The sequence below is a fragment of the Acetobacter tropicalis genome (assembly GCF_001580915.1).
Taxonomy (GTDB): Bacteria; Pseudomonadota; Alphaproteobacteria; order Acetobacterales; family Acetobacteraceae; genus Acetobacter; species Acetobacter tropicalis.
The window spans coordinates 1-23,587 of the sequence record NZ_LHZQ01000201.1 but is presented as its reverse complement, the minus strand read 5'-3'; the positions used below and the strand labels follow the sequence as shown (position 1 = coordinate 23,587).

Here is a 23,587-nt window from a genome sequence, read left to right as displayed (position 1 = left end):
TTTCATCCATGGGAGGAACCTTCCACAGCAGTTTTCCCATAAATCAGGCCAGCCAGATCCTTGGCCGCAGCACGAAACGCACTCAGGATATCATCCGCAACGGCAATATCTCCGCCAGCCTGCCGGATAAACCCCTCCACCATGGCATTCTGCAACAATCCTTCTGAATGCACGATCATGGCGTCTGCATCCAGCCAACGGACCCTGCTACCATTTGGGGGTTTCTCTTCCGTCAGCGGCGTGTGCCATGCCTGTTCAAAATAACTCTGCACCTTCTCATGGTAAGTACGACCATCCACCGTGTAGCCTGCCATCGGCTTGTTCTGGGCGGCCATATAGCCAATTTCCACTGCCGTACCGGGGTCCATATCCGCAGCCCGCCGAAAAGGATCAATGCAGAACAATGCTGCGGCACATTCATCCATCAGGCCACGATCCAGCCGCGCAATCAGCAGGCTCGTTTCCTTTCCCGGCGGCAGAGCTTCTACCTCATCCTGCCCATCAAAAGGCGATATCCCGTGCAGGCGTACTGCCAGACAGGCTTCCTTAAAGGCCCGGAAAAGCTGCTGGGCGTCTTTTCTGAAAACAAGGTCTCCACCAAGGTAAACCTTGGGGTAAGCCGCACTCTCGGTCATAAGGTCTTCCATGTTTCATACGGCGTAGTCTACTCATTCCGGACGCCGTATCGTGTGGTGAACTCTGTTATGAACAATACGAATTCGTTATAGAACCCCATAGACACCACACAAGATGTAAGCAAGAACGATATCTTGCCCTGCAGTAGGGTGGAACATTTTCTTTAAGCCGTCAGAGCGAGGAACAAACAGGGCATGCGGGCAGTTCAGTTTCTTTTTTCAGGCATGATGGCCGCCTCGGTCCTGTTGTCTGGTTGCGCCCATCATGCTTCTGCTCCCCCTGTACCGGCCAGCATCTCCCTTACGGCACCTCTCCATGGGGATTTTGGGCACTATACCCTTGCCCTTACATGGCAACCCGGCTTCTGCACCGGACCAGAAGGAAACTCCTGTCAGGCAGATCAACCCAAGACCCCCCTTATCGGCCTTCATGGGCTTTGGGCCTCTCGCCCTTCTGACCTGATAAAGGCACAGGTTCCAGTAACCACATGGTGGCGAAAAGGATGCAGCCTGTATGAAGGCGATGCATCGCCACCAGTACCACGCTTCTCTCCAACGCTCTCTCATCGCTTGTCAGACGTGGTTGCCCATACACACTCTGATCTTGTTGCACACGAATATGCCAAACATGTACATTGCTTCGGTATGCAGGAAGAACAGTTTTTCTCGGTGGCCATCCAACTCCGGGATCGATTTGCGGCCCTTCCCTCCGCTCAGAATCTGACATCCGAACCCGGAACAGTTATTGCAAAAGCTGATCTGACCAGAGAAATTGAAGCTGACACAGGCCCACTGCCGGATCGGGGCGTGCAGTTTCAATGCAACAAAACCCCGCAAGGGCAATCCGTTCTAGCCCAGATCTGGTTCACACTTAAACCCGACGCTCTTTCCCGCTTCCCTAAAGCAGATGCGTTCATGAGCAGCCCCCAAGTGCAGGACAACTGCCCAGCCTCTTTCCTCGTCCCTCAATGGAACCGCTGACAGAGCCACTCTGTAACCAGCGATAGCCTTCACTCAAAACAGTCTACTCTGTCTGTAGCCATCTGGTCAGGATGTGTGTGACCACATTTGTTGATATAAGGACCATTCAATGCATAGTCGTGGATGTCTTGGTATTCTTCTGCTTCTTGGCATTGCCGTTTTTTTTTCAACAGACCGTAAAAATATCAGTCTCCGCACGGTTCTGAGCTGCCTTGTAGCACAGGTGGCCATTGGCCTGCTGGTCTTACGGGTGCCTGTGGGGCAGCAGATCTTGTGGTCTCTCTCCCGCGTTGTCACCAGCATCCTTTCCTGTGGGGATGAAGGGGCACGTTTTCTCTTTGGCGCCCTCGCCAGCGACAAAATGGGTACAGTGTTCCCGAATGATGGCTTTGTGTTCGCCTTCAGGGTTCTGCCCTCGCTTGTGTATGTCAGCGCCCTTATTGCCATCCTGTTTCATGTGGGGACCATGCAGTTCTTTGCACGTGCAACAGGGAAAATCCTGCAAAAGGCCCTTGGCACCTCGCCCGTGGAATCTTTCGGAGCTGTTATCACAATCTTTATTGGCCAAAGTGAACTGCCTGTAGCTCTGGGTCCTTATCTGCGTACCATGGCCCCAACCGAACTCTTCAGTGTACTGTGCAGCGGAGCCGCCTCCGTTTCCGGGGCTACGTTGGTGGGGTATGTAGGGCTCGGCGTGCCCGCACATTATCTGGTTGCCGCCTCCTTCATGGCCATTCCCGGCGGCATGATGTTTGCAAAAATTCTGGCCCCCCGCCCTGCTGGCAGCCCTGTTGATACTCTTGCCGCCGGGCGCTCCTCCTACAATCAGGCCATCTTTGAAACCATTACTGAAGGAGCGCTAAAAGGGACCAAAACAGCCGTGGCCGTAGCGGCTACATTGGTTGCCTTCATCGGGCTGATTGCCCTGATCAACAGTGGTTTTCAGGCATTAGGGCAGCTTGTTCACATGCCTTTTCTTTCTCTGGAATATCTGTTCGGACTGCTGTTTTCTCCCATTGCCTGGCTGCTGGGTGTTCCGGCAGGCGAGTGCAGCATTGTCGGCTCCGTGCTCGGCCTCAAGCTGGTGATCAATGAATTCGTGGCCTATCTGCACCTCGGCCCGTCTCTCCAGAATGGCGCTCTTTCCGCACGTAGCGGGGCAATTGCGGCCTTTGCCCTTTGCGGCTTTGCCAATCTCAGTTCCATAGGCATTCTTGTGGCTGCTTTTGGCAGCCAGTGTCCGGAAAGGCGTGCGGAACTGGCGCGTATCAGTGCCCGCGCCGTACTGGCTGGCATGTTGTCCAATTTCATGAGCGCCGCTATTGCGGGCGTTATTCTCCTTTAAAACCCTACATATCAGCACCAGATACGGAGACAGTTTTGGACCGGCAGAAACTTATTATTGATACAGACCCCGGACAGGATGACGCCATTGCCATCATGCTGGCGCTGGCATCCCCTCACATTGACCTGCTAGGCATTATTGCAGCCGCTGGAAACGTGTCTGTAGAGCAGACAGCCGAGAACGCCTGCAAAATTCTGGAACTTGCAAAACGGCAGGATATCAAGGTTTACAAAGGGTGCCCGCGTCCTATCCGTCGCCCCCCGATTACCGCCCAACACGTGCACGGCCAGACCGGCATGGATGGCCCCGACCTTCCCACTCCACTCCATACACCCGAACAACAGCACGGGGTGACATTCCTTCTGGAAACACTCGCCGCGCATCCGGCCCACACCATTACACTGGTTACCATTGGCCCCATGACCAATCTGGCCGCAGCCCTTGTGCAGGCACCTGAAACAGTGGCGCGCCTAAAGCAGGTTGTAGCCATGGGCGGCGCATGGTCAGAGACCGGAAACATCACGCCGGCGGCTGAGTTCAATGCCTTTGCAGACCCGGATGCCATGGCCATTGCTCTAAATAGCGGCCTGCCCGTCACCCTTGTGCCGCTAGACATCACCCATCGTTTTCTGATCACCCCAGATCGGCTGGAAGCGTTAGCGAAACTCCCTGGCCACTGTGCCAAAGCGGCTCATGCCATGCTGACTTTCTCCGCCCGGTTTGATCTGAACAAATATGGCTGGCCCGGTGCCCCGCTGCATGACCCCTGCACCATCGGGTATGTCCTCTGCCCCCACCTTTTTGCAGGCAAAACAATCAATGTTGAGGTGGAAGTCTCAAGCCCACTTACCCTTGGCGCAACCGTTGTGGACTGGTGGCAGGTTACTGGCCGCCCTCCTAACGCGACCTTCCTCCGCTCGGTGGATGATAACGGCTTATGGACCTTGATACTGGAAAGTCTCTCCCGCCTTTCTTGAAACCACGTCCCTCTTGAGAAAGCGGAATGGCTTCATCCGCCACTTTCCTTCGCCCCTTTCTAGGTTATTTTGAAAGGGGTGTGAGATGCCAGACAAGCTCCTCAGCAGGGCAAACACCCTTCAGGCCCCCTTCAAGCACGTCTCGTTCCAGAACCTCAAACGTGTAAAAAGCACCGTAAAGCTGCCTCACTTCCTCCGCATCCACGGAGAAAGGAGGCCCTTTCCGCAATGCCTGCTCATACTCCAGAGTAATCAGCAGTTGCGGTGCATTTTGCGTGATAGAAATAACATGGTCTGCATAAGCATGCCGCATTGCATCAGGCAAAGCGATCAACGCAGCCCGATCATACACAGCACTGATGTTCCCTAGCGTCTTTTCTGTGAGGTCAAAAATATTTCCAACATATACTTTGAGGTTGCCCGCCTCAAACAACAGGGCTTCGTTCCGTTCTGTTATACAGGGAACATAGCCTAAGTCCTGAAACAGGCTTTCCACAGCAATGCAGCTCAACTCAACGCCCACCACGGCAAAGCCCTGCTCAAGCAACCAATGAATATCCAGGCTTTTCCCACATAAAGGGACAAAAACGCATGCCCCCTCCGTCAACCCGAAAGACGCGAAATGCCGAACCAAAAAAGAATGAGGTTGTGGCTCATGAAACCCTATCTGGTTCTGCTCCCATTTTTTCTGCCAGAAAAGTGCGTCCACAGTCTGCCCCTTAACGTGTTCTGTTTGGTACCTCAGGATACCAACCGTCTTGCCATATCATAAAGCTACGGGAGAAACTGCATGACATGGCAGAACAGATTTATGGCTGTCTGACGGCATATCTTATACAGGAACGGGCGCATCTTCACGCAGAAGCCCTTGTTGTTTCAAATCCGCCCAGAAAGCGGGTGGAATAGGAACGCTGAACCATTCAAGATTTTGTTCCAGTTGCTCCAAGGTGCTAGTGCCGGCACAGAACGCCGGAATAGCCGGGTGCGCGACAACAAATTGCAGAGCAGCCGCCGGAAGCGGAACATCATGATTCTGGCAAACAGCCTGAATTTTCATAACCTGCTCCAGAATATGTTTAGGAGCAGGCGCATAATTATATTTAGCGCCTGCTACAGCACCTTTTGCCAAAATACGGAATTGAAGCCTCCTCCTACCAGCACTGCAACCCCCCGTTCTTCACACCGGGGGAGAAATTCCTCCAGCGCCTCCTGCTCCAGCAATGTGTAGCGTCCCGCCAGAAGAAAACAGTCAAAGTCCCTTTGTTTCAGGGCCTCGTTACAGACTTCCCATTCATTCACCCCAACCCCAATTGCCTTGATCACTCCTTCCGAGCGTAAGCGCTCCAGAGCCTTCCAGCTTCCCTCCATTGCGGTTTTAAAAACTCCCGGCTGGGCCTCCCCCTGAGTAAAACGATCAATATCGTGAATAAAAACAACCTCAATTCGTTCCAGCGCCAGGCGCTGCAAAGAGTCCTCAATAGAACGCATGGCGCCATCGTAGCTATAATCAAACGTCATCTTGTTGGGGGCGGCGTTCTTCCAAGGGGCAAAATCTATTTCCGAGCGTTTTGCCGCTGAAAGACGCCGCCCAACTTTGGAAGAGAGCACAAAATCATCCCGTTTTTTCCAACGTAACGCCTGCCCCAGCCTTAGTTCCGCAAGCCCGTGCCCAAACATGGGGGACGTATCATAAAACCTTATTCCTGCATCCCATGCCCGCTCTATCATTGCCTGGGCATTTTCCTCCTCCATTTCCCTGGCAAAATTGCCAAGAGGAGCCGTCCCAAAAGCAAAGGCCGTCACATCCAGACCACTGCGACCAAAGGCACGTTTCTCATGAGGCTTCATAATTCTTTCTTCCTTTGCAGAAGTTATTGTTTTTTGAAGACGTTCCGGGCTCCTCACCCTCTGCTTAAAACTTCAATGATGCTCACATCAGAAAACGCAAAATGGCACACGTATTTTAGATGCGGCGAACAGGGTTAGACAAACCTGACATCTCAAACAAACGCAAATTGCACTATCTGGTTAGATATATTTATTTTTTGAGCACGCTCAAGTTTTGGTCATAGCAGTTCACCATAAAATGTCTTTCCCAGCATTCAAACGCAGAATACCCTGCGAATTTATTAGCAACGGAAAAGAGAAATTAATTTCAACGGAAAATTATATTCGAACGTCTTTTCAATACGGTTCTTTATATTAAAATGTATTCAAAAATTCTCTAGCATAAATCTTAATACTGTTGATCTGCTTATCCTCACATAAAACGAAGACCAAGCAGATCAGCTTTTGACTTTGATAAACTATCTTTCCAGCGCAGCCTTCAGACGCTCCGGTCTAAAGCCCGTTGCAACGACATACAGTTCGCTTGAATCTTTACGGCTGGCAGGCGGCTTAGCATGGCGCACCTGAGTAAAAGCCTGCTTGAGTATATCAAGCATGTCTTTCTCTGAACCGCCCTGAAAAACCTTGGCAACAAAACCGCCGCCTTCTGCCAGAATTTCAAAAGCGAAATACAAGGCTTCCTGCGCAAGCCCGATAATCCGCATATGATCAGTCGGCCCGTGGCCCGTGGTGTTGGGAGCCATATCAGACAACACCAGATCGGCCTTACCATCCAGAAGAGTTGTCAGGCGGTCTGCCATGGCAGGGTCTGTAAAATCCCCTTCAATGATCTCAGCCCCAGCCACAGGATCAACTGGCAGAAGATCCACCCCAACCACCCGCTCCGCTCCGCGTTTGACAATCACCTGTGTCCATCCACCGGGTGCCGCGCCCAGATCAACAACCCTCATGCCGGGTTTGATCAGATGGAAGCGGTCATCCAGTTCAATCAGTTTAAACGCTGCGCGTGAACGCCATCCCTGCTTATGTGCCGCCTGCACATAAGGATCATTCAATTGCCGCGCCAGCCAACGCTGTTGCGCTGTTGTCCGCCCACGGGCTGTACGAAGAGAAACAGCCTTTGTGCGCAGGGTACGCGGTGCATCTGAATCGTCCTGACTTATGCCAACGCCTGGCGTAGTGCTGCTTTTGCGCGCACGGCCAGGCACGCGCAAAGGCTGGTTCTTCCGGCCAGCACCGGTTTTATGCTCGCTCATGATCCTGTCGCTTGGATAGAGTGCTGAAAAGGTATGGGGCCAAGCATGGGAGAACGCTGGTAACGCCGTGGAGGCAAACCGGCTTTCCGGATCATACGCAGAACCATGCCATCCCTTAACCCACGATCGGCCACAATGATATCTTCAATGGGCCATGTATCGTGAATAGCCTCAAAAATGGCACATCCCGGCAGCACGAAGGATGCCCGATCAGGCCCGATACACGGATGTTTTTCAATGCCGTGCACGCCCATTCTTTGCAGCATACGCACAGCCCGACGAGCACTGGCAGACGGCAGAAGAGAGCCATCAACCGCAGCACGCGCATAACGTGGCAGATTGAGCACAAGGCTGGCCAGTGTGGTTACTGTCCCGCTTGTGCCGATAAAGCGCGTCTGCCGCCGCCGGATTTCCGGCCCAATACGGTGCACACTCTCAAAATGCTGCAAGGACTGCCGAATATAGGCCACCATCTCCTTGTAACAGCCGGGATCATGGCTGCTACCCGGTCCAAACTGCTCAGAGAGGGTAATAACGCCTATGGGCAGACTCAGGTAACCAATCAGTTCCTGCGCCTGCCGGAAAGGGTCAACCCTCACCCATGCAATTTCAGTTGAACCGCCGCCAATATCAAACAGGAGCGCACGATTACGGGGAGGGCCAAATCGCGGATTGTGGATAAGATTGGCACAGCTCTCCACCGCAAGGCAGGCTTCTTCCCGCCCGGAAATGATGCGGATGTCAAACCCCGTTTCAGCCTTCACCCGATCCAGAAAAGTCGAGCCGTTCTCCGCCCGACGGCAGGCTTCGGTTGCAACCGCCCGAATATCCTTGAGTTGCCGCCGCCCGACACGGTCCGCGCACGTGCGCAGCGCGTCCAGCGTTCGTTCCATGGCAGTGTCGGCCAGCCGCCCTGTGTGATGCAATCCTTCACCCAGCTTCACCATACGGCTGTAGCTGTCCACCACACGGAAACCACCCGATGTCTGGGCTGCCACCATCAGGCGACAATTGTTGGTTCCCAGATCAAGAGCCGCAAAAAGTTCATCCTCATGATGCCGAGGATAAGAAGAAGCAAAGACAGGTCTGCCCGGGCGGCCGGCCCAGGGGGGGATGTGATCCATCTGTCCGGTCCTATCAGTTAAAAGGTTGTTACTCTGTTAAATTCTATTTTTGGGGAGCAACGCCCAAGGAGCAAGACAAATATGCATCAAAATCAGAATTCTTTTTGCATCCCCCCTTGCACTGCCCATTTGCGAGTGGTAGGAGAGCCTCACCGACGCGGAAGCCGACGCTAACGGTTTCCAGAAATCTCCTTGCTGGGAGATAGTTTAGCGGTAGAACTACCGGCTCTGACCCGGTCAGCCCTGGTTCGAATCCAGGTCTCCCAGCCAATCGCTCCATAAAACAATAAATATTATGTTATAGCTACAACTATGGCCTCTGACATATCAAAACAGTCTTAACGTTGCAGAATAACATCGTTACGACTCAGGGCGTAGCCTCCATCATTGCCTCTCTTTGGTATTTCTGTTTTTTTCAGCTCTGACACAAAAGTCCCCTTCCCCTTCTCACTGGGACATTTCTCTCTCATAGTTGCGGCTATCAGACAGGCTCTTGTAATACATCTGGTGTCTTGAACGCCTCACGCACCATAATGAGGCAGTCAGCCCACGGAAACCCCTTGGAATGATGTCTTCTGCGCGTTTTCATCAGACCATTCCTGAGCCCCAGTCATCAGCGCCAGATGATAGGGAGAGCACCTTGTCTTTACACACATCTCCACCACAACCGTCAGGCCCGCCTGTTGAGCCTCCCTCTTCGCACGAATCACATATTGCGCACATCCTTATCGTGGAGGATGATCCAGAAATCTGCGGCCTCCTGCAGCGTTACCTCAAGCGGTTGGGCTATCAGGTTTCTACAGCCGTCACGTTACTGGAAGTTATGGCTGCCCAACAGACAACACCCGTGGATCTCACGCTTCTGGATCTCATGTTGCCTCAGGAAGATGGACAGACCATCTGCCGGCACCTCCGGCAGTTCTCAGATACCCGCATCATCATGCTCAGTGCCCTCAATGATTTACGAGACCGTATTTCCGGCCTTGATCTGGGTGCTGATGATTACATTTCCAAACCCTTTGATCTGGAAGAACTTGCGGCGCGCATACGCGCAGTTCTGCGGCGCACGACATCCCCCCTGCCGCTTCCTCCGGCAGATCAGACACTCCAGTATCGCTTTGATAACTGGCTGTTTGAGCCCGCTAAACGGGCCCTCTACGGCCAAACAGGAATTCGCATTGCCCTGACCGGCTCAGAAACCGATCTTCTGCTTATCTTCTGCCAGAACGCACAGCGCGTCTTCCCTCGGGAAGAACTCCTCGCTCGCATGCATGGAGAGGAAAAAAACGTGGACTCCCGCGCCATAGACCTTCTGATAAGCCGACTTCGCCGCAAATTGTCCCCTCAAGGGCGCCAACTTGAACTCATTCGCACAATCCGCGGCGATGGATATATTTTTGATCCCGACACCCTCAGATCATGAAAGGACGGCTGACGCTTTATCCGCGTACAATTTATGGCCAGATGGTCATGCTGGTGTCCCTCAGCATGGTTGTCACGCTGAGCATAACCTCGTTTCTGCTCTTCCAGTTCCGGCCAAAACTCCCGCCCCTCCCGCACAATCCATGGGCAAACGCTCTGGCCATAGAAACGGGGATTCAAGCCTTAAAAGCTGCCCCGCCTGAGGCCAGAGCCAAGATAGCGGAAAGTATATCGAACACGGATGTCACGTTCGTTATTGGCCAACCCTTCTCCTGCCAAGATTTTCATCCCAACCCGATGACAGATGCGCTGGAACGGATCCTCATCCTGCGCCTCAATCTGTATAAAAGTGATGTTGAGACCAAAAGCTGCGCTCCCGGTAATAAGCAGAGCCCTTTTACTTATATTTTCCTTCCTCAAGACAACATCAGCATTCGGGCTTATGATCATCCGCCCCTTCATTTTCATCACATCATGCGGCTGACCATGCCGCTTGCCATTTCCTTACTCCTGCTGCTCGCTATCATTCTGCCCCTTACCTTCTGGAGCATCTGGCATATTAGCCGCCCCCTGCGGAATATTGCCGCCAGCGCAAACGCGTTTGGATACGATATCGCCCCCGCTCCCATCCCGGTTCAAGGCCCAACCGAAGTCCGCCGCCTGACGCATGCCTTTAACCGGATGCAAGCGCGTATTGCTGATTCTGTAGAAGAACGGACCCGCATGCTCATGGCCATAGGGCATGATCTGCGCACTCCGCTCACTCGTCTTTTCATGCGCCTGGAACTGGGAGGGGAAGAAGCCTCCGCGGAGGCCATGCACCATGACCTGACACTCATGAAAAAAATGCTGAATGGAGCATTATATTTTCTGAAAGAACAGACGGAATCTGAACGTGCGGAAAATGCAGATCTAAGCTCTCTGGTGGAAAGCCTCTGCCTGGAATTCAGTGCAGTCGGTCATCATGTGACTTACACTGGCCCATCTCATCTGAGCTGCCTCTGCCAGACAACGGCGCTGGAACGCGCTGTAAGTAATCTTATTGAAAACGGCTTGAAATACGGCACGCAGGTTGACGTACTGCTGCATAAAGAAAAAAATCATGCCTTCATTGATGTGCGAGACAACGGCCCAGGCATTCCCGACACGTTGCAACCCTCCGCCCTCCTGCCCTTTTACAGGCTGGACCCTGCCCGTGCGTCAGATGGTGGACTGGGTCTTGGCCTCTCCATTGCAGAGGCCATTATCGCACGCCATCATGGACATTTATCATTAAGCAATATCCAGCCCACGGGCCTACAGGCGCGTATTGTCCTTCCCCTTAATCAAGACAAATGCTGAGGCATTCCTTTTCTGCCTCCAGACATTAACGACTCTGGAGGCGCAACAGCTTGGGCTGCTATTTAGTGAACGCCGTTTTCAAAACGGGGCCAGTTATCAACAATCTCATGCAGGGCTTTCGCCGCAACGCGATACCCATTTTCCAGCGCCTGTGCTTCGCCAGAGAATGAATCATTCGCTGACTGAACAGCCGTCTGACCAGGAGCCTGCTCCGTATAATTGGACGCACTCCGCGAAATCAGAACCCGGTTGATGTCTGCTCGGCCTGCGCGTGTCAGGCGCTTCATGGCCTCCATGACCCCTGCATCTTCCATATTGCTTTCCACAAACTGGCTCTGGTTCTGAGACACCATTTTCACCCAGTCCCGCGCAAACTGTGTCATGATCCTGCCGTGCCAGAACGCATCTGATGCAAAATCACCGCCAATAACCACACTGGGCAACTGCTTGGCGGCCGCTGTCGTGCGCCGCTTCCGCTCTGCGGCCAACGCCGAGGAATCTTCAAGCGGCAGATCTTTTGTGAGATCATAAGCCCATTTCACCAAAGCCGGATTGAGCTTGTAACTCATGGCATGATCGATACTGCCATCCGGGCCATCCCCTCCTGACGTGACATACTGGTTCGGCTTTTCAGCCGTGATCATGTAGTACCCATAAGGCCAGTTTTTCGGAGCCTCCCGCGGGTCGATATATTTACTGATGTCACTGACAACGTAATCAGCCCAGGAAACCGACCCAACCGAGGCAGCCTGCTGATCAAAGCCGGAGATGGCAGAGACAATCCAATAGGCTTTCGTGAGATCAAAACGCGGATCCATACCCAAAGCCGTGACGGAAGACGCCGCCGGAGAAAGGGTTGTACCCGTTACCACATACAGAATGTGGTGCGCAGGATCTGTGTAAATATCATGCACACCGGCCGGGAACGCCACTTTCTCTGTCAGTTTTTCCCCTTCCACCCAAGGCTGGAACTCCCCTGCGCGATCTCCGCTATCCTGACCAATTTCGTATGTGGTCAGAACAACGGCCCGAATGTCCCACGGTTTGCCCGATGCCTGTTGGGGCCCGGAAACGTTTGCGCACCCTGCAAGCAGACCTAACCCAAGAAGGGCAACGGAAGAACGAAGTAAATGTCTCATGGTGTGCTCTCCGAAACAGAAGGAATATGCGCGCGATATTGATCCCAATGCGCTATCAACTCAGCGATAACAGGGGCTCCTGCGCGTTCATTATTGTCAAAAGCAGTGGTCTGACCTGGGCCCTCATCCCCCATGGACTGAGTAATGGATGTATGAGGCGGCGGCATGCTGAAATTGCTGCCGGAACGCAACACCATGATACGATCAGGGTCGATGTAACCAAACCGTGCCAGCAGCCGCATTTCTACCTGATTGGTCTGGCTTTCCTCATTGGTCATGACAAACTGGCCCTGATTTCTGGTCCACAACTGAACCCAATCTTCCGCCCATTTGTTCCGTTGCTCACCGTGCCAGTAACGCAACGCTCCCAATGTCTCCCCCTCCAGAATGGTCGGCGGCTTTTGGGCATTGGGAAAGCCTTTCCACTGAGCCCGACGCTCAGCCAGCACAGGATCATCCCGCAACGGCACGTTCCGGCTGAGGGTGTAGGCCCAATGCTCCAGCCCACGGTTGAGCGGATACGCTTTCGTCAACTCCGCCACATCCGTAACCGAGCCATAATGGTTGGGGTCATTGGGGAGCGTATTGGGTTTATCCGCCCCAATAGCATAAAGGCCATATGGCCACCCTTTAGGAATTGCGCGATCATCTATTTCACGCAAAGCATCGCCATCCACCACCCAACGCGCCCAAGCCACGCTACCAGCAGAAGCCACGTTTGGATTAACGCCGGAAATCCCGGTAAAAATCCAGTACGTGTGATGAAGGTCAAAATGCGGATCAAGCGCCAAAGCGGCCAGATCTGTTACGCCATCCTTCAGCACAATCCCATACACGCCATCCGTGTTACTACGCAGGATCTGGGTTGGGATACCAGCCACTGGCACACGTTTGTCCAGATGCAACCGCTCCACCCAGAACTGGTACTCCCCCGGCATATCACCGGTATCCGCACCATTTTCCCAACCGGCCACCACAATCACTTTTGGCTCAAGCTTGGCAGCAGAAGCAGAGTGTGCTGCCAGCATGGTTGTGCCGGTCAGAGCACTACACACCGCAAGGGTTCTTAAAAATCTATCGACACGCATTTTCAGGCTTCCAACAATAACTCATTTTATAGGTGGAACAATAAGATTAGAAAAACATCTGGAAAAACCACATATTTCTCTTTTTTTGAAAGAGGTTTTCATAAATCCTGCCCTTCATAGTACGGTGGTGTTTCACACGCTCAGGAAACACCACCGTACTTATGATTATCAGAAGGCCATGGAGACAGTGCCGGTCATATTGAACCGGGGATACAGGTAATATGTCGGAGAACCGCTTGCAGATATTGCGCTACCGTAAATCCCTGTTGCCGCATGAGCATTGTTGGTCAAGCCATATGCACCGGTGCGCACAAAGCTTCCCGTAATATTGTTGAAGTTCAGCCGGAACGTTGGAGATTTAACAAACCCAAAGCTTGGAAAATGATATCCAACAGTAATGGAATCCGTGAAATATCCCGGAATTTTCTCATCATTCATGAAGGTGGTATACTGGGCGGACGTATAATGGACCGCAAAGTTACCAAAGAACTTTCCATCATCATACGTCAGGCCAATATTGGCCAGAACATGCGGGGCCATAACCGCTCTTTTCCCTTTTGTGGGAAGATAGTCTGCAACAGTGCTTCCATTCAACAGCCCCGTACTGGGCAGGTTGGAATCCATTGATGCATTCAGATACTCAATAGAAGCATATGGACTGAAGTGATGAATGGGATGCGCCGCAATCATGGCGTCAAACCCGCGCGCCGTCTGGTTGCCCGCATTGATGGTTGTGCTGATGGCCTGATTGTTCACATACACGCTGGTTGCAACCAGACGGTTTGTAATGGAGTAGTTGAAGAAGCTCAGATCAGCCATCAGGTATTTATTGTTAAACCGCCAGCCGAGTTCTTCCTTGATCAGATACTGCGGCTTCGCGTTGTAGGGGTTGCCTACATAACTGCCTGTCTGCGCATCAAACACGGAGGACAGAGAGCCCGGATCTGGCATGCGGTAATCCCCTTCCGCATTGATATAGATCTGGTTGTGATCATCAATTTTGTAGCCAATCCCCAACTGCGGCAGCGGCACAACTGTATTTTCTGCTGTGCGCGGGGCTGCACTGGCGTGGTTCTGGCTCCACCGGTTGATCATGGAAACCTTGAACCCGGCGTTCACTTCCAGCCGGTTATCCAGATAACGGGCCACATCACGCACAAAGAGAGAATGGTTATACCACCCTGAATTGCCCTGATACGGCATATAACGAGAGCCGTTCTGATACAGGCCCGTACCTGCAGCATAAGGGAAATTCTTGTTCCCGTTTTCTGTGGCAATGGAATACAGGTTATTGACCTGATTATCCTGATAATCAAACCAGTAGCCCAGAGAGAACGTGTTGTGTCGGTCAATCTTGTAGCTCAACTCGGCCACGGCACCGGCATGGGGACGATAAACACTGTAGTTTGATGTTGTCGGCACACTTCCGCTGAGCGCCGCACCATCGGGCCCAGCCGTTACAGACGTTCTTTCCGCATTGAAGAGAGAGCCGTTGTAAGAATAACCACCATTATAGACATAATAGGGCTTGAAATCGAACGTAAACTTCTTGGGCAAGACAACATGCACGGGAGCCGTGATAAAGAACTGATCCCACATATTCCCCACCAACCCAACATAGCGGGACGGATTAGCCGGATTGTATTCGGAAGAGTAGGAAAACGTCCCGCGTCCGTTCTTCTTGTCAAAGAACTGCTGTGATGTCGGATACAGCGGCATGGATGTGAACTGGTGATTCCAGCTGGCGAACAGATCAATAAAGGACCCGTTATCGAAATCTTTGCGGGCACCAAAATCCAGATGGCGTCTCTGGTTCGTACCTGGCCCAATCCAGTTCCGCGCATGTTCATGCGAGAAAGAGAAATAGCCTCGCACGCCACTCTTTCCAATGTCACCACTGTTCACGCGCAAAAACTCGCGGGACATATTATTGGTGCCATAGGAGAAATCCATCATGCCGCCAAATTTGTGGTCCGGCGTAATGGTTCCGGCGTCCATGACACCCGCAGCGGCAGAGGTCACGGGCAGATTGATTTCAGCAGATCCGGGAGTAATGCTGACATGGTCCAGATTTTCTGAATCCACATTCTGGTTCAGATAATACGCCGTTGCCACAGGCACACCATTCAGAAGAATGCCCATGTCTGAATCGGTCAGACTGCGGATATTAATGGCACCACCCAAGATGCCGGATGAATCATTTGTGGAGACACTCACACTCGGCAGGTTCTTCACAAGGTCCAGCGCCGTGTTGGTCGGGCTTTGCATGGCAATGAAGCGCTTGGTCACGGTCTGGACCGCACGTGGGGCCGTTTCACGCCGCATCATGCCACCGCCACCAGCACGGTTGACAGCCACATCGACCTCTTCGCCAACCTGACTCTTTATCGGACCCGATGCCCGGCGGGGAGAATGTGCAGCCCGCGCCTGCCCTGCCTTAGGGTGCGCAGCCGTTGTATGCCCCTTTGGCGCCGAATGAAGAGCGGGAGCCGCATAGCCATACTCACAGAGCATAAAAGTACTGCTCAGAATGGCAGCGACGAACCGACCGTGGTGTGTTTTCATAGAAGCCATAGTGTGCTGCCCTTGGTAAGAAACCGTTTTGGTGGCTGCTTGAGGGAAAAGCCGCAGAAAGGAAAGCGTCTCGGTAACAATTAACAACTTTTCGTGATAACCGTTGCTAACTTGCACACCCCAACCCGTGAGCTGGTTTGCCTCCAATCCCAATCCGACTTATTCGGTTCGATTTTGCAATAGACTTGTATTCTCTCGAACACGTGAAAAACGGCAAAAAAAAAAATTGCACTTTCGCGTTCTCAATTTTAGAGTGCAAGGCACGCATCCGTTCACTTTATTACATTTCCGATAGATCCTATTTATAATCCAAATATAAATAAAAATTTTTTAGAGGATACATAGTAAATATTCCATTTTATTTATAAATTCAGAATTATCATATGAATATTTTTAGCCTGTAGGCGTTTATTTATTAGTTGAAATTCACACCTATCTTCAACAAGATGAATATTTCTCCTGTGTGCATGTATGCAGAAATAAAATGGGACTTCGTATAAGGCTACACAAAAGAGTTCCTGTATTTTTATTAACCCAACCTCCACACTGCCGGGCGAAATTTTATTACCGAACAAACCACTCTTGACACACTCTCGTTGCGTTGAGAGAACCTCCACGTGACCAAAATGATCTTTCATTCCGTATTGGCGACATGCCAACCGCCCCACGCCCCATATTGACCTTCTCATGGAGCAAGCATTTCAGACTGACGCATCAGGCTCCATTTTGTGACCCAGCAACAATGGGTTACACTATTGGTCTTGCTCTCCAGCAACCATTATCATGGTTGTATGTTTAGAATGACACCGAGGCCCAATGCAGACGAAAAAGGTGTGAAATTATAGCGCAATTGAATAGCTGGCAGGACAATAGCGGCGCTGTTTTTCACATCTTCCCCAATTTGTCTCTTTGTGTGTCACGCCCTAGACCTGAAGGGACTTGACACTATACCATCCCTCCCCCTCTTCTTTATCGTTAAACCCTTAACCCGGAATTTACGGAATTATGGCTTACGCGACGACCAACCCTTATACTGGTGAAACACTCAAGACTTTTCCGGATGCAACGGATCAGGAAATTCAGACCGCTCTGAATGATGCTTATGAGGCCTTCAAGTCCTGGCGCAACGTGTCCTTTGCCGACCGTGCCAAGGTTATGACAGCAGCCGCAACCATTCTGCGTCGTGATATCGATAAATACGCCAAGCTTCTCACTCTCGAAATGGGTAAACTTTATGAAGAGGCGAAGCTGGAAACCATTCTTTCGGCTGAAATTTTCGAATATTATGCTAAAAATGCAGAAAACCTGCTGAAGCCTGAAAAGCTCCCGGTTGCTGACCCCAAGGAGGGGGAAGCCGTTCTGGTGCATCAGCCTCAGGGGATCGTCTTCGCCATTGAGCCATGGAACTTCCCCTACTACCAGATCGCACGCATCATCGCGCCGCAGCTTTCCGCCGGGAACACGGTGCTGCTGAAGCACGCCTCCAACGTGCCGCAGTGCGCTGCCATCTTTGATGCTCTGATGATTGAAGCAGGCCTGCCAAAAGGTGCCTTCCGCAATCTCTACGCAGGACGTCACCACACCGAAGTCATTCTGAAAGACCCGCGCGTTTGTGGGGTCGCCCTTACCGGCTCTGAGGGTGCTGGGGCCATTGTTGCCAGCATTGCAGGCAAGGCTCTGAAGAAAGCCACCATGGAACTCGGTGGTGCGGACGCCTTCATTGTTCTGGAAGATGCTGACATTGAAAAAGCAGCGAAATGGGCCGCTTTTGGTCGCCATTGGAATGCTGGACAGGTCTGCGTCTCTTCAAAGCGCCTGATTGTGGCCGATGCCGTGTATGATCAGTTCCTGGAAATCTACAAAGCGGAAGTGGCAAAACTGAAGGCGGGTGATCCGATGGATCCGTCCACCACACTTGCACCCCTGTCTTCACAAAAAGCTGCTGACGATCTGAAAGCTCAGGTTGAAGAAGCCAAGAAGCACGGTGCCATTGTTGAAGTGATTGGCGCGCCAGTTCCGGAAAAAGGAGCCTTCTTCCAGCCGCTGCTGATGACCAACCTGCACGAGAACAATGAAGCCCGCCATTGGGAATTCTTTGGTCCCGTCACCCAGCTTTATCGTGCCAAGGACGAAGCTGACGCCATCCGCATTGCCAACGATTCTCCGTTCGGCCTTGGTGGCTCCGTCTTCACAAAGGACACAAAACGCGGTGTGAAGGTGGCAGAACAGATCTACACCGGCATGGTGTATGTGAACCACCCAACCATGGTGAAAGCGGATCTGCCGTTCGGTGGGGTTGCCCGCTCCGGTTATGGCCGCGAACTGATTGGTCTGGGCATCAAGGAATTTGTTAACCACAAACTGATCGACGTCGTCGATATTGACGCTCCGTTCTGATACAAAAAAAGCGCCCTTTACCTTAAGGGCGCTTTTTCCTGTTCCGGTATCAGGCTTCGATAAGACGCCTATATTTAGGTAGTCTGCTTAAACGACTATCCCCCCTGAGAATGGTCACAGCCTCATCAAAAAACTATTCTCCCCATAGCCACGCGGCACCGCGCACGCCGGAGCTGTCGCCATGCTGATTTTTCAGCAACTGTGTGTCACAGGTCGGTGTAATGGCATACTGCTTCATCACGTCAGGCACGCGGTCGTAAATTGTCTGAAGGTTTGAAACGCCCCCTCCCAGCACAATCGCATCTGGATCAATCAGGTTGATCACCAGCGCACAGGCACGCCCCAGACGGTCCACATATAGGTCCAGCGCCCGGATGGCAGCCTCATCGCCAGCAGCGGCAGCCTCTTCAATCCCCTGAGTGCTGCGTTCCCCCTTACCTTTCCACGATTCAGCCAGCGCGGAACCACAGAGAAAACGTTCCAGACACCCGCTATTACCGCAGAAACAGCGCGGCATCGGAAATTCGTCTTCCTTCACCCACGGTAGCGGAATATGCCCCCATTCGCCCGCAATATGGTGCAGCCCTGTCAGCGGGTGACCGTTAACAATGATACCACCGCCTACGCCTGACCCCAGAATAACGCCGAACACCACCTTGCGCCCTGCGGCTGCCCCATCAATGGCTTCAGAGAGGGCAAAGCAGTTGGCATCATTCTCCACACGCACAGGGCAGCCAAGCGCCAGTTCCAGATCATCCCCAAAAGGACGACCATTCAGCCATGTCGCATTGGCGTTCTTGACACACCGGGTTCTGGCGTCAATCGCGCCCGGAATACCAATCCCCACCGTAGCAGCCGGACTGGTCTCCGCCTTGGCGGCTTCCACCATCTGCCGAATTTTTGCCAGAAGCTGTTCATAAGAACCGGGGTTCGCCTCCCTGCGACGGAGAAGAATTTTCCCATCGGGGTCGAGGGCAGCAATCTCGATCTTGGTTCCTCCAAGATCGATTCCAAGGCGATAATCTGACATACAGAACCTAACGTCTTTATTCCGGCAGTACTCAAACACCATGCGGCATGTGATAATTCAGGAAAATATGCAATCACACATCTCTGTCTCTCTATACAAGGCTATGTGTCATGAATGAGGCTCTTCTCGATGCGCGGGGCCTGAGTTGCCCTATTCCGGTTCTAAAAGCCAACAAACGTCTCCGTTCCATGGAAAGTGGCGAAAAATTGCGCGTTTTGACCACGGACCGTGCCTCCATTGTGGATTTTCAGGTCTTTTGCCGTGAAACAGGCCACGCTTTGGTCGCCTTCACGGATGAAAATGGCACCCTTTCCTTCACAATCAGACGTCGGACAGACATACCGCAGGCGTAAGGGCGATATGTTTTCTGGGGCGATCTGCCCAAGCAAGACTTGGCAGACCCCTACTTATCGGAGTAATGCCTGCGCCTCATGACGGATAGGAAGACCTGCGCCATGGCGGATAACATCGAGGCTTTGTCCTTTGAGGAAGCGCTCTCCGAACTGGAGAAGATCGTGCGCGGCCTTGAAGGCGGACAAATGAAGCTGGAAGAGGCCATTGCGTCCTATGAGCGCGGGGCAGCTTTACGCCAGCATTGTGAAACCAAGCTGAGCGAGGCCGAGGCCCGCGTTCAGGCGATCGTCCAGAAAGCCAACGGGGCCCTGGACATGAAACCTTTGGATTGAGATGTCGATGACTGACCCGACAACCATCTCCCCTTCCCAGACGCAGCCTTCTGCCAATGCCGATCTGCTGCGCAAGGACATGTCTGCCCGCGCCAAGCTGGTGGAAAGCGCCATTGATGCGCTTCTGCCCCCCACCACCGGGGGCGATGCCCGTCTGATTGAAGCCATGCGGTATGCAACCCTTGGCGGTGGCAAGCGCCTGCGGGGCTATCTGGCTGTTGAAACCGCCAGCCTGTTTGGCATGCCCGAAGCGCAGTCTGCCCGCGTAGGCGCATCAGTCGAAATGCTGCATGCCTATTCTCTGGTGCATGATGACCTACCCGCTATGGACGATGATGACCTGCGCCGCGGCCAGCCCTCCACCCATCGCAAGTTTGATGAAGCCACCGCCATTCTGGCAGGAGACGCCCTTCAAACCAAAGCCTTCGAAATTCTGGCCGATGCACAAACGCATGAAAGTGCCAACGTCCGCATCGCCCTGATTGCTGCTTTCGCTGCCGCATCAGGCGCAGCTGGCATGGTCGGCGGCCAGATGATTGACATGGAAGGCGAAGGACGCGCCCTGCCGCTGGACGAAGTACGCCATCTGCACGCCCTGAAAACCGGCTGCCTTATCCGCTATTCCGCTGAATCTGGAGCCATTCTGGGTCAGGCTGATGCTGATCTTCAGCGTCGCCTGCGGTCCTACGGCACCAACATTGGTGCTGCCTTCCAGATTGCGGATGATGTTCTGGACGCTACAGCAACGGCTGAAGAACTGGGCAAGACCGCCGGGAAAGATGAAGCCTCAGGCAAATCCACATTTGTTGCCCTTCTGGGCATTGATGGTGCCCGCGCGGAAGCCGAACGGCTGACCAAGCTGGCCATTGAAGATCTTGCTCCGTTTGGAGCAAAAGCCGACCGCCTGAAGGCGCTGGCCTATTACGTGATTGAACGCAGGAACTAAGCCGATGGCAGATCAGACACCCCCCACCACTGCCACTGGCGGTGCGACCATTCCGACGCTGGGCCGTTTTCCTGCGCTGGACCGTGTGACGTATCCGTCTGACATGCGGAACTTCTCGGTTGAGCAGCTCAAGCAGGTTGCTGATGAACTGCGGGCCGAGACGATTGATGCCGTCTCCACCACCGGTGGGCATCTGGGGGCGTCTCTGGGAGTTGTGGAACTGACCGTGGCCCTGCATGCCGTGTTCGACACGCCTGAGGACAAGGTGATCTGGGATGTGGGCCATCAGGCCTACCCGCACAAGATCCTCACCGGCCGGCGTGACCGCATCCGCACCCTGCGCCAGCCCGGTGGCCTCTCCGGCTTCACCCGCCGGTCTGAAAGCACCTACGACCCGTTTGGCGCGGCCCACTCCTCCACGTCCATCTCCGCCGGGCTGGGTATGGCCGTGGCCCATCACCTGCGCGCCGAGGAAGACCCGTCCTACCGTGAACGCAGCGTGATCGCCGTGATCGGCGATGGTTCCATCTCCGCCGGCATGGCCTACGAGGCCATGAACAACGCCGCCGTAGCGGGCCCCGGTGCGGAACGGCTGATCGTCATCCTCAACGATAACGAGATGTCCATCGCCCCACCTGTGGGCGCGATGTCCAACTACCTCTCCCGCCTGATGTCCTCGCGCAAGTTCATGGGCCTGCGCGAACTGGCCGGGAAAGTGGTGAAGAAGCTGCCCGCCCCGGTGGAACGCACGGCCCGCAAAGCCGATGAATATGCCCGCGGCATGATCACCGGCGGCACCCTGTTCGAGGAACTGGGCTTCTATTACGTCGGCCCCGTGGACGGGCATGACCTGCCGCAGCTGGTGGCCATCCTGCGCAACCTGCGCGATACGGATAACGGCCCCATCCTGCTGCATGTCATCACCGAAAAAGGCCACGGCTACCGCCCGGCTGAAAAAGCGGGAGACAAGTATCACGCCGTGGCCAAGTTCAACGTGGTCACCGGCGAGCAGAAGAAAGGCCCCTCCGGCCCGCCCTCCTACACCTCCGTCTTCGCCCGTGAACTGGTGCGCCGCGCCGCCACGGATGACCGGATCACCGCTGTCACCGCCGCCATGCCCTCCGGCACGGGGCTGGATGCGTTCGCCAAATCCTACCCTGACCGCTTTTTTGACGTAGGCATTGCCGAACAGCATGCCGTGACCTTTGCCGCCGGAATGGCCACGGAAGGGCTGCGGCCATTCTGCGCCATCTACTCCACCTTCCTGCAGCGCGCCTATGATCAGGTGATGCATGACGTGGTGCTGCAGAAGCTGCCTGTGCGCTTCGCCATTGACCGTGCCGGTCTGGTGGGCGCGGATGGCGCCACCCATGCTGGCGCGTTTGACCTCGCCTATCTGGGCTGCCTGCCGGGCATGACGCTGATGGCTCCATCGGATGAGGTGGAACTGCTGCACATGACGGCCACCGCCACCGAATTCGATGAAGGCCCGATTGGTCTGCGCTACCCGCGTGGCGGCGGGCTGGGCCTTGATCTACCCGCCGAAGGGCAGGTTCTGGAGATCGGCAAGGGCCGGATCATCCGGGAGATGGGCCGTCAGGCCGGCGGCGAGAAAGGCGGCATTGCCATTCTCTCGCTGGGCCCGCGTCTGGCTGAAGCCCTGAAGGCTGCGGACATGCTGGCCGCCCATGGCCTGCCGCCCACGGTGGCCGATGCGCGCTTTGCCAAGCCGATTGATGTGGAACTGGTGGAAAATCTGGCCCGCAACCATGCCGTGCTGATCACGCTGGAAGAAGGCTCGATTGGCGGATTCGGCACGCAGGTCGGCCATCATCTGGCCCGCACCGGTCTGCTTGATAACGTCCGCTTCCGTCCCCTCACCCTGCCCGATATCTTCATCGATCATAATTCGCAGGATGCTCAATACGAGCAGGCTGGCCTCACAGCACCACACATCACAAAAACCGCTCTCAGCGCATTGGGCGTCTCTCTGACGGAGCAAACGGCCTAATCAGATGGCACGCCGTCGCGTTGACCAGATGCTTGTTGACCGAGGGCTGGTTGAAAGCAGAACAAAAGCTCAGGCCCTTATTATGGCCGGGCTTGTGTTCACTGGTGAGAAGCGGGTCGCCAAAGCCGGAGACCAGCTACAGGAAGAAGCACCTCTTGAAGTCCGCGGGCAACAACACCCCTGGGTCTCACGCGGGGGCTGCAAGCTGGCGCATGCTTTGGACCATTTCAGGCTTTCTCCGCAAGATTGCGTCTGCCTTGATGTTGGCGCGTCAACCGGCGGGTTTACGGACGTTCTGCTGACGCACGGTGCAAAATCTGTTTACGCTGTGGATGTGGGACATGGGCAGATTGCCTGGAAACTCCGCTCAGATCCGCGCGTAACTGTGCTCGAAAAATGTAACGCACGGTATCTGGACAGCACCATTATTCCCATCGCGCCATCTGTTGTTGTGTGCGATGCCAGTTTTATCGGCCTCCGCACGGTGCTTCCCGCCGCACTATCTCTTGCTGCAGAGGGTGCATGGGCCGTTGCGTTGATCAAACCGCAGTTTGAAGCGGGGCGAGACCAGATTGGTGCAAAAGGTGTCGTGCGCGACCCTGCTGTGCATGAAAGCGTCTGTGCCACCATTCAGGAATGGTGGAGCAATCTGCCCGGCTGGACAGTAATGGGAATAGAACCCAGTCCGATTACTGGCCCGGAAGGAAATAAAGAGTTTCTGATCGCCGCACGTAAATCTTAAATTTCATTGGGGCTGGCATAGGTAAGCATTGTTGACGACGGTTCA

Annotated in this window: 21 protein-coding genes and 1 tRNA gene; 12 read left to right on the top strand and 10 right to left on the bottom strand. The window is 53.9% G+C overall.

Features of this window, described 5'->3' with window-relative positions:
* Window positions 1–2: 2 nt before the first annotated feature.
* Window positions 3–635: a nucleoside 2-deoxyribosyltransferase gene (locus AD944_RS07710; RefSeq protein ID WP_045541441.1), complete on the bottom strand. Its 633-nt coding sequence runs from the start codon at window positions 633–635 to the stop codon at window positions 3–5.
* Between the two features lie 195 nt (window positions 636–830).
* On the opposite strand from AD944_RS07710, the gene AD944_RS07705 reads away from it, so the two are divergent.
* The 3 genes from AD944_RS07705 (at window position 831) to AD944_RS07695 (ending at window position 3,938) form a co-directional block, all read left to right on the top strand.
* Window positions 831–1,616, top strand: coding sequence for a ribonuclease T2 family protein (locus AD944_RS07705; RefSeq protein WP_045541425.1), 786 nt, complete (start codon window positions 831–833; stop codon window positions 1,614–1,616).
* Between the two features lie 109 nt (window positions 1,617–1,725).
* Window positions 1,726–2,961 (top strand): NupC/NupG family nucleoside CNT transporter, encoded by a 1,236-nt coding sequence (locus AD944_RS07700; protein WP_045541424.1) that lies wholly within the window; start codon window positions 1,726–1,728, stop codon window positions 2,959–2,961.
* Window positions 2,962–2,996: 35 nt separating this feature from the next.
* Window positions 2,997–3,938, top strand: coding sequence for a nucleoside hydrolase (locus tag AD944_RS07695; protein ID WP_045541423.1), 942 nt, complete (start codon window positions 2,997–2,999; stop codon window positions 3,936–3,938).
* Window positions 3,939–4,002: 64 nt separating this feature from the next.
* On the opposite strand, the gene tmpT is transcribed toward AD944_RS07695, so the two are convergent.
* From tmpT to AD944_RS07675, 5 genes are all read right to left on the bottom strand, one after another.
* The gene (gene tmpT, locus AD944_RS07690) at window positions 4,003–4,647 is read right to left on the bottom strand and encodes a thiopurine S-methyltransferase (protein WP_045541422.1); all 645 of its coding nucleotides are present in this window, start codon (window positions 4,645–4,647) and stop codon (window positions 4,003–4,005) included.
* Window positions 4,648–4,770: 123 nt separating this feature from the next.
* Complete coding sequence (locus AD944_RS17565; RefSeq protein WP_261763933.1) at window positions 4,771–5,067, bottom strand: aldo/keto reductase; 297 nt, start codon at window positions 5,065–5,067, stop codon at window positions 4,771–4,773.
* On the bottom strand, window positions 5,049–5,786 hold the full coding sequence (locus tag AD944_RS17560) for an aldo/keto reductase (RefSeq protein WP_261763934.1): 738 nt from the start codon (window positions 5,784–5,786) through the stop codon (window positions 5,049–5,051). Before AD944_RS17560 ends, AD944_RS17565 begins: the two co-directional genes overlap by 19 nt.
* 458 nt (window positions 5,787–6,244) lie before the next feature.
* Entirely contained in the window at window positions 6,245–7,042 is a 798-nt protein-coding gene (locus AD944_RS07680) for an RlmE family RNA methyltransferase (protein ID WP_045541421.1), read from the bottom strand.
* On the bottom strand, window positions 7,039–8,166 hold the full coding sequence (locus AD944_RS07675) for a Ppx/GppA phosphatase family protein (RefSeq protein ID WP_045541420.1): 1,128 nt from the start codon (window positions 8,164–8,166) through the stop codon (window positions 7,039–7,041). The genes AD944_RS07680 and AD944_RS07675 overlap by 4 nt, the downstream gene beginning before the upstream one ends.
* A gap of 196 nt (window positions 8,167–8,362) precedes the next feature.
* On the opposite strand from AD944_RS07675, the gene AD944_RS07670 reads away from it, so the two are divergent.
* From AD944_RS07670 to AD944_RS07660, 3 genes are all read left to right on the top strand, one after another.
* Window positions 8,363–8,436: transfer RNA gene (locus tag AD944_RS07670), tRNA-Gln, on the top strand.
* A 370-nt stretch (window positions 8,437–8,806) separates the two neighbouring features.
* Window positions 8,807–9,589 carry a response regulator transcription factor gene (locus AD944_RS07665; protein ID WP_045541440.1) on the top strand — a complete coding sequence of 261 codons (783 nt, stop codon included), beginning with the start codon at window positions 8,807–8,809 and terminating at the stop codon, window positions 9,587–9,589.
* On the top strand, window positions 9,586–10,929 hold the full coding sequence (locus tag AD944_RS07660) for an ATP-binding protein (protein WP_045541419.1): 1,344 nt from the start codon (window positions 9,586–9,588) through the stop codon (window positions 10,927–10,929). The genes AD944_RS07665 and AD944_RS07660 overlap by 4 nt, the downstream gene beginning before the upstream one ends.
* 62 nt (window positions 10,930–10,991) lie before the next feature.
* Here AD944_RS07660 and AD944_RS07655 read toward each other — a convergent pair whose 3' ends face one another.
* From AD944_RS07655 to AD944_RS07645, 3 genes are all read right to left on the bottom strand, one after another.
* The gene (locus AD944_RS07655) at window positions 10,992–12,068 is read right to left on the bottom strand and encodes a purine-nucleoside phosphorylase (protein WP_045541418.1); all 1,077 of its coding nucleotides are present in this window, start codon (window positions 12,066–12,068) and stop codon (window positions 10,992–10,994) included.
* Complete coding sequence (locus tag AD944_RS07650; protein WP_082741136.1) at window positions 12,065–13,156, bottom strand: purine-nucleoside phosphorylase; 1,092 nt, start codon at window positions 13,154–13,156, stop codon at window positions 12,065–12,067. The genes AD944_RS07655 and AD944_RS07650 overlap by 4 nt, the downstream gene beginning before the upstream one ends.
* Window positions 13,157–13,324: 168 nt before the next feature.
* Entirely contained in the window at window positions 13,325–15,730 is a 2,406-nt protein-coding gene (locus AD944_RS07645; RefSeq protein ID WP_231873731.1) for a TonB-dependent receptor, read from the bottom strand.
* Window positions 15,731–16,735: 1,005 nt separating this feature from the next.
* Between AD944_RS07645 and AD944_RS07640 the strand changes: the two genes are divergently transcribed.
* A complete protein-coding gene (locus tag AD944_RS07640) occupies window positions 16,736–18,127 on the top strand; it encodes an NAD-dependent succinate-semialdehyde dehydrogenase (protein WP_045541416.1) in 1,392 nt (463 codons plus the stop codon).
* Between the two features lie 133 nt (window positions 18,128–18,260).
* Here the strand turns inward: AD944_RS07640 and AD944_RS07635 are convergent, their stop codons facing one another.
* Window positions 18,261–19,157 (bottom strand): ROK family protein, encoded by an 897-nt coding sequence (locus AD944_RS07635; protein ID WP_045541415.1) that lies wholly within the window; start codon window positions 19,155–19,157, stop codon window positions 18,261–18,263.
* A gap of 110 nt (window positions 19,158–19,267) precedes the next feature.
* Between AD944_RS07635 and AD944_RS07630 the strand changes: the two genes are divergently transcribed.
* The 5 genes from AD944_RS07630 to AD944_RS07610 all read left to right on the top strand — a co-directional run bounded on the left by AD944_RS07630 (window position 19,268) and on the right by AD944_RS07610 (window position 23,542).
* Complete coding sequence (locus AD944_RS07630) at window positions 19,268–19,510, top strand: sulfurtransferase TusA family protein (RefSeq protein WP_006558655.1); 243 nt, start codon at window positions 19,268–19,270, stop codon at window positions 19,508–19,510.
* Between the two features lie 78 nt (window positions 19,511–19,588).
* Window positions 19,589–19,843, top strand: a complete 255-nt coding sequence (locus AD944_RS07625) for an exodeoxyribonuclease VII small subunit (RefSeq protein WP_006558654.1) — start codon at window positions 19,589–19,591, stop codon at window positions 19,841–19,843.
* A 1-nt stretch (window position 19,844) separates the two neighbouring features.
* Complete coding sequence (locus tag AD944_RS07620) at window positions 19,845–20,789, top strand: polyprenyl synthetase family protein (RefSeq protein WP_179946456.1); 945 nt, start codon at window positions 19,845–19,847, stop codon at window positions 20,787–20,789.
* Window positions 20,790–20,793: 4 nt separating this feature from the next.
* Entirely contained in the window at window positions 20,794–22,800 is a 2,007-nt protein-coding gene (gene dxs / locus AD944_RS07615; protein ID WP_058988752.1) for a 1-deoxy-D-xylulose-5-phosphate synthase, read from the top strand.
* A gap of 4 nt (window positions 22,801–22,804) precedes the next feature.
* Window positions 22,805–23,542, top strand: a complete 738-nt coding sequence (locus AD944_RS07610; protein ID WP_045541411.1) for a TlyA family RNA methyltransferase — start codon at window positions 22,805–22,807, stop codon at window positions 23,540–23,542.
* Window positions 23,543–23,587: the final 45 nt, after the last annotated feature.

What these genes read in the sequence shown, in the direction of transcription:
- AD944_RS07655 (WP_045541418.1), bottom strand. Translation starts at nt 12,068, where the DNA reads ATGAGACATTTACTTCGTTCTTCCGTTGCCCTTCTTGGGTTAGGTCTG.
- AD944_RS07645 (WP_231873731.1), bottom strand. Translation starts at nt 15,730, where the DNA reads ATGGCTTCTATGAAAACACACCACGGTCGGTTCGTCGCTGCCATTCTG.
- dxs (WP_058988752.1), top strand. Translation starts at nt 20,794, where the DNA reads ATGGCAGATCAGACACCCCCCACCACTGCCACTGGCGGTGCGACCATT.
- AD944_RS17560 (WP_261763934.1), bottom strand. Translation starts at nt 5,786, where the DNA reads ATGAAGCCTCATGAGAAACGTGCCTTTGGTCGCAGTGGTCTGGATGTG.
- AD944_RS07650 (WP_082741136.1), bottom strand. Translation starts at nt 13,156, where the DNA reads ATGCGTGTCGATAGATTTTTAAGAACCCTTGCGGTGTGTAGTGCTCTG.
- AD944_RS07660 (WP_045541419.1), top strand. Translation starts at nt 9,586, where the DNA reads ATGAAAGGACGGCTGACGCTTTATCCGCGTACAATTTATGGCCAGATG.
- AD944_RS07680 (WP_045541421.1), bottom strand. Translation starts at nt 7,042, where the DNA reads ATGAGCGAGCATAAAACCGGTGCTGGCCGGAAGAACCAGCCTTTGCGC.
- AD944_RS07630 (WP_006558655.1), top strand. Translation starts at nt 19,268, where the DNA reads ATGAATGAGGCTCTTCTCGATGCGCGGGGCCTGAGTTGCCCTATTCCG.
- AD944_RS07675 (WP_045541420.1), bottom strand. Translation starts at nt 8,166, where the DNA reads ATGGATCACATCCCCCCCTGGGCCGGCCGCCCGGGCAGACCTGTCTTT.
- AD944_RS07710 (WP_045541441.1), bottom strand. Translation starts at nt 635, where the DNA reads ATGACCGAGAGTGCGGCTTACCCCAAGGTTTACCTTGGTGGAGACCTT.
- AD944_RS07620 (WP_179946456.1), top strand. Translation starts at nt 19,845, where the DNA reads ATGTCGATGACTGACCCGACAACCATCTCCCCTTCCCAGACGCAGCCT.
- AD944_RS07625 (WP_006558654.1), top strand. Translation starts at nt 19,589, where the DNA reads ATGACGGATAGGAAGACCTGCGCCATGGCGGATAACATCGAGGCTTTG.
- AD944_RS07635 (WP_045541415.1), bottom strand. Translation starts at nt 19,157, where the DNA reads ATGTCAGATTATCGCCTTGGAATCGATCTTGGAGGAACCAAGATCGAG.
- AD944_RS07705 (WP_045541425.1), top strand. Translation starts at nt 831, where the DNA reads ATGCGGGCAGTTCAGTTTCTTTTTTCAGGCATGATGGCCGCCTCGGTC.
- AD944_RS07700 (WP_045541424.1), top strand. Translation starts at nt 1,726, where the DNA reads ATGCATAGTCGTGGATGTCTTGGTATTCTTCTGCTTCTTGGCATTGCC.
- AD944_RS07610 (WP_045541411.1), top strand. Translation starts at nt 22,805, where the DNA reads ATGGCACGCCGTCGCGTTGACCAGATGCTTGTTGACCGAGGGCTGGTT.
- AD944_RS07640 (WP_045541416.1), top strand. Translation starts at nt 16,736, where the DNA reads ATGGCTTACGCGACGACCAACCCTTATACTGGTGAAACACTCAAGACT.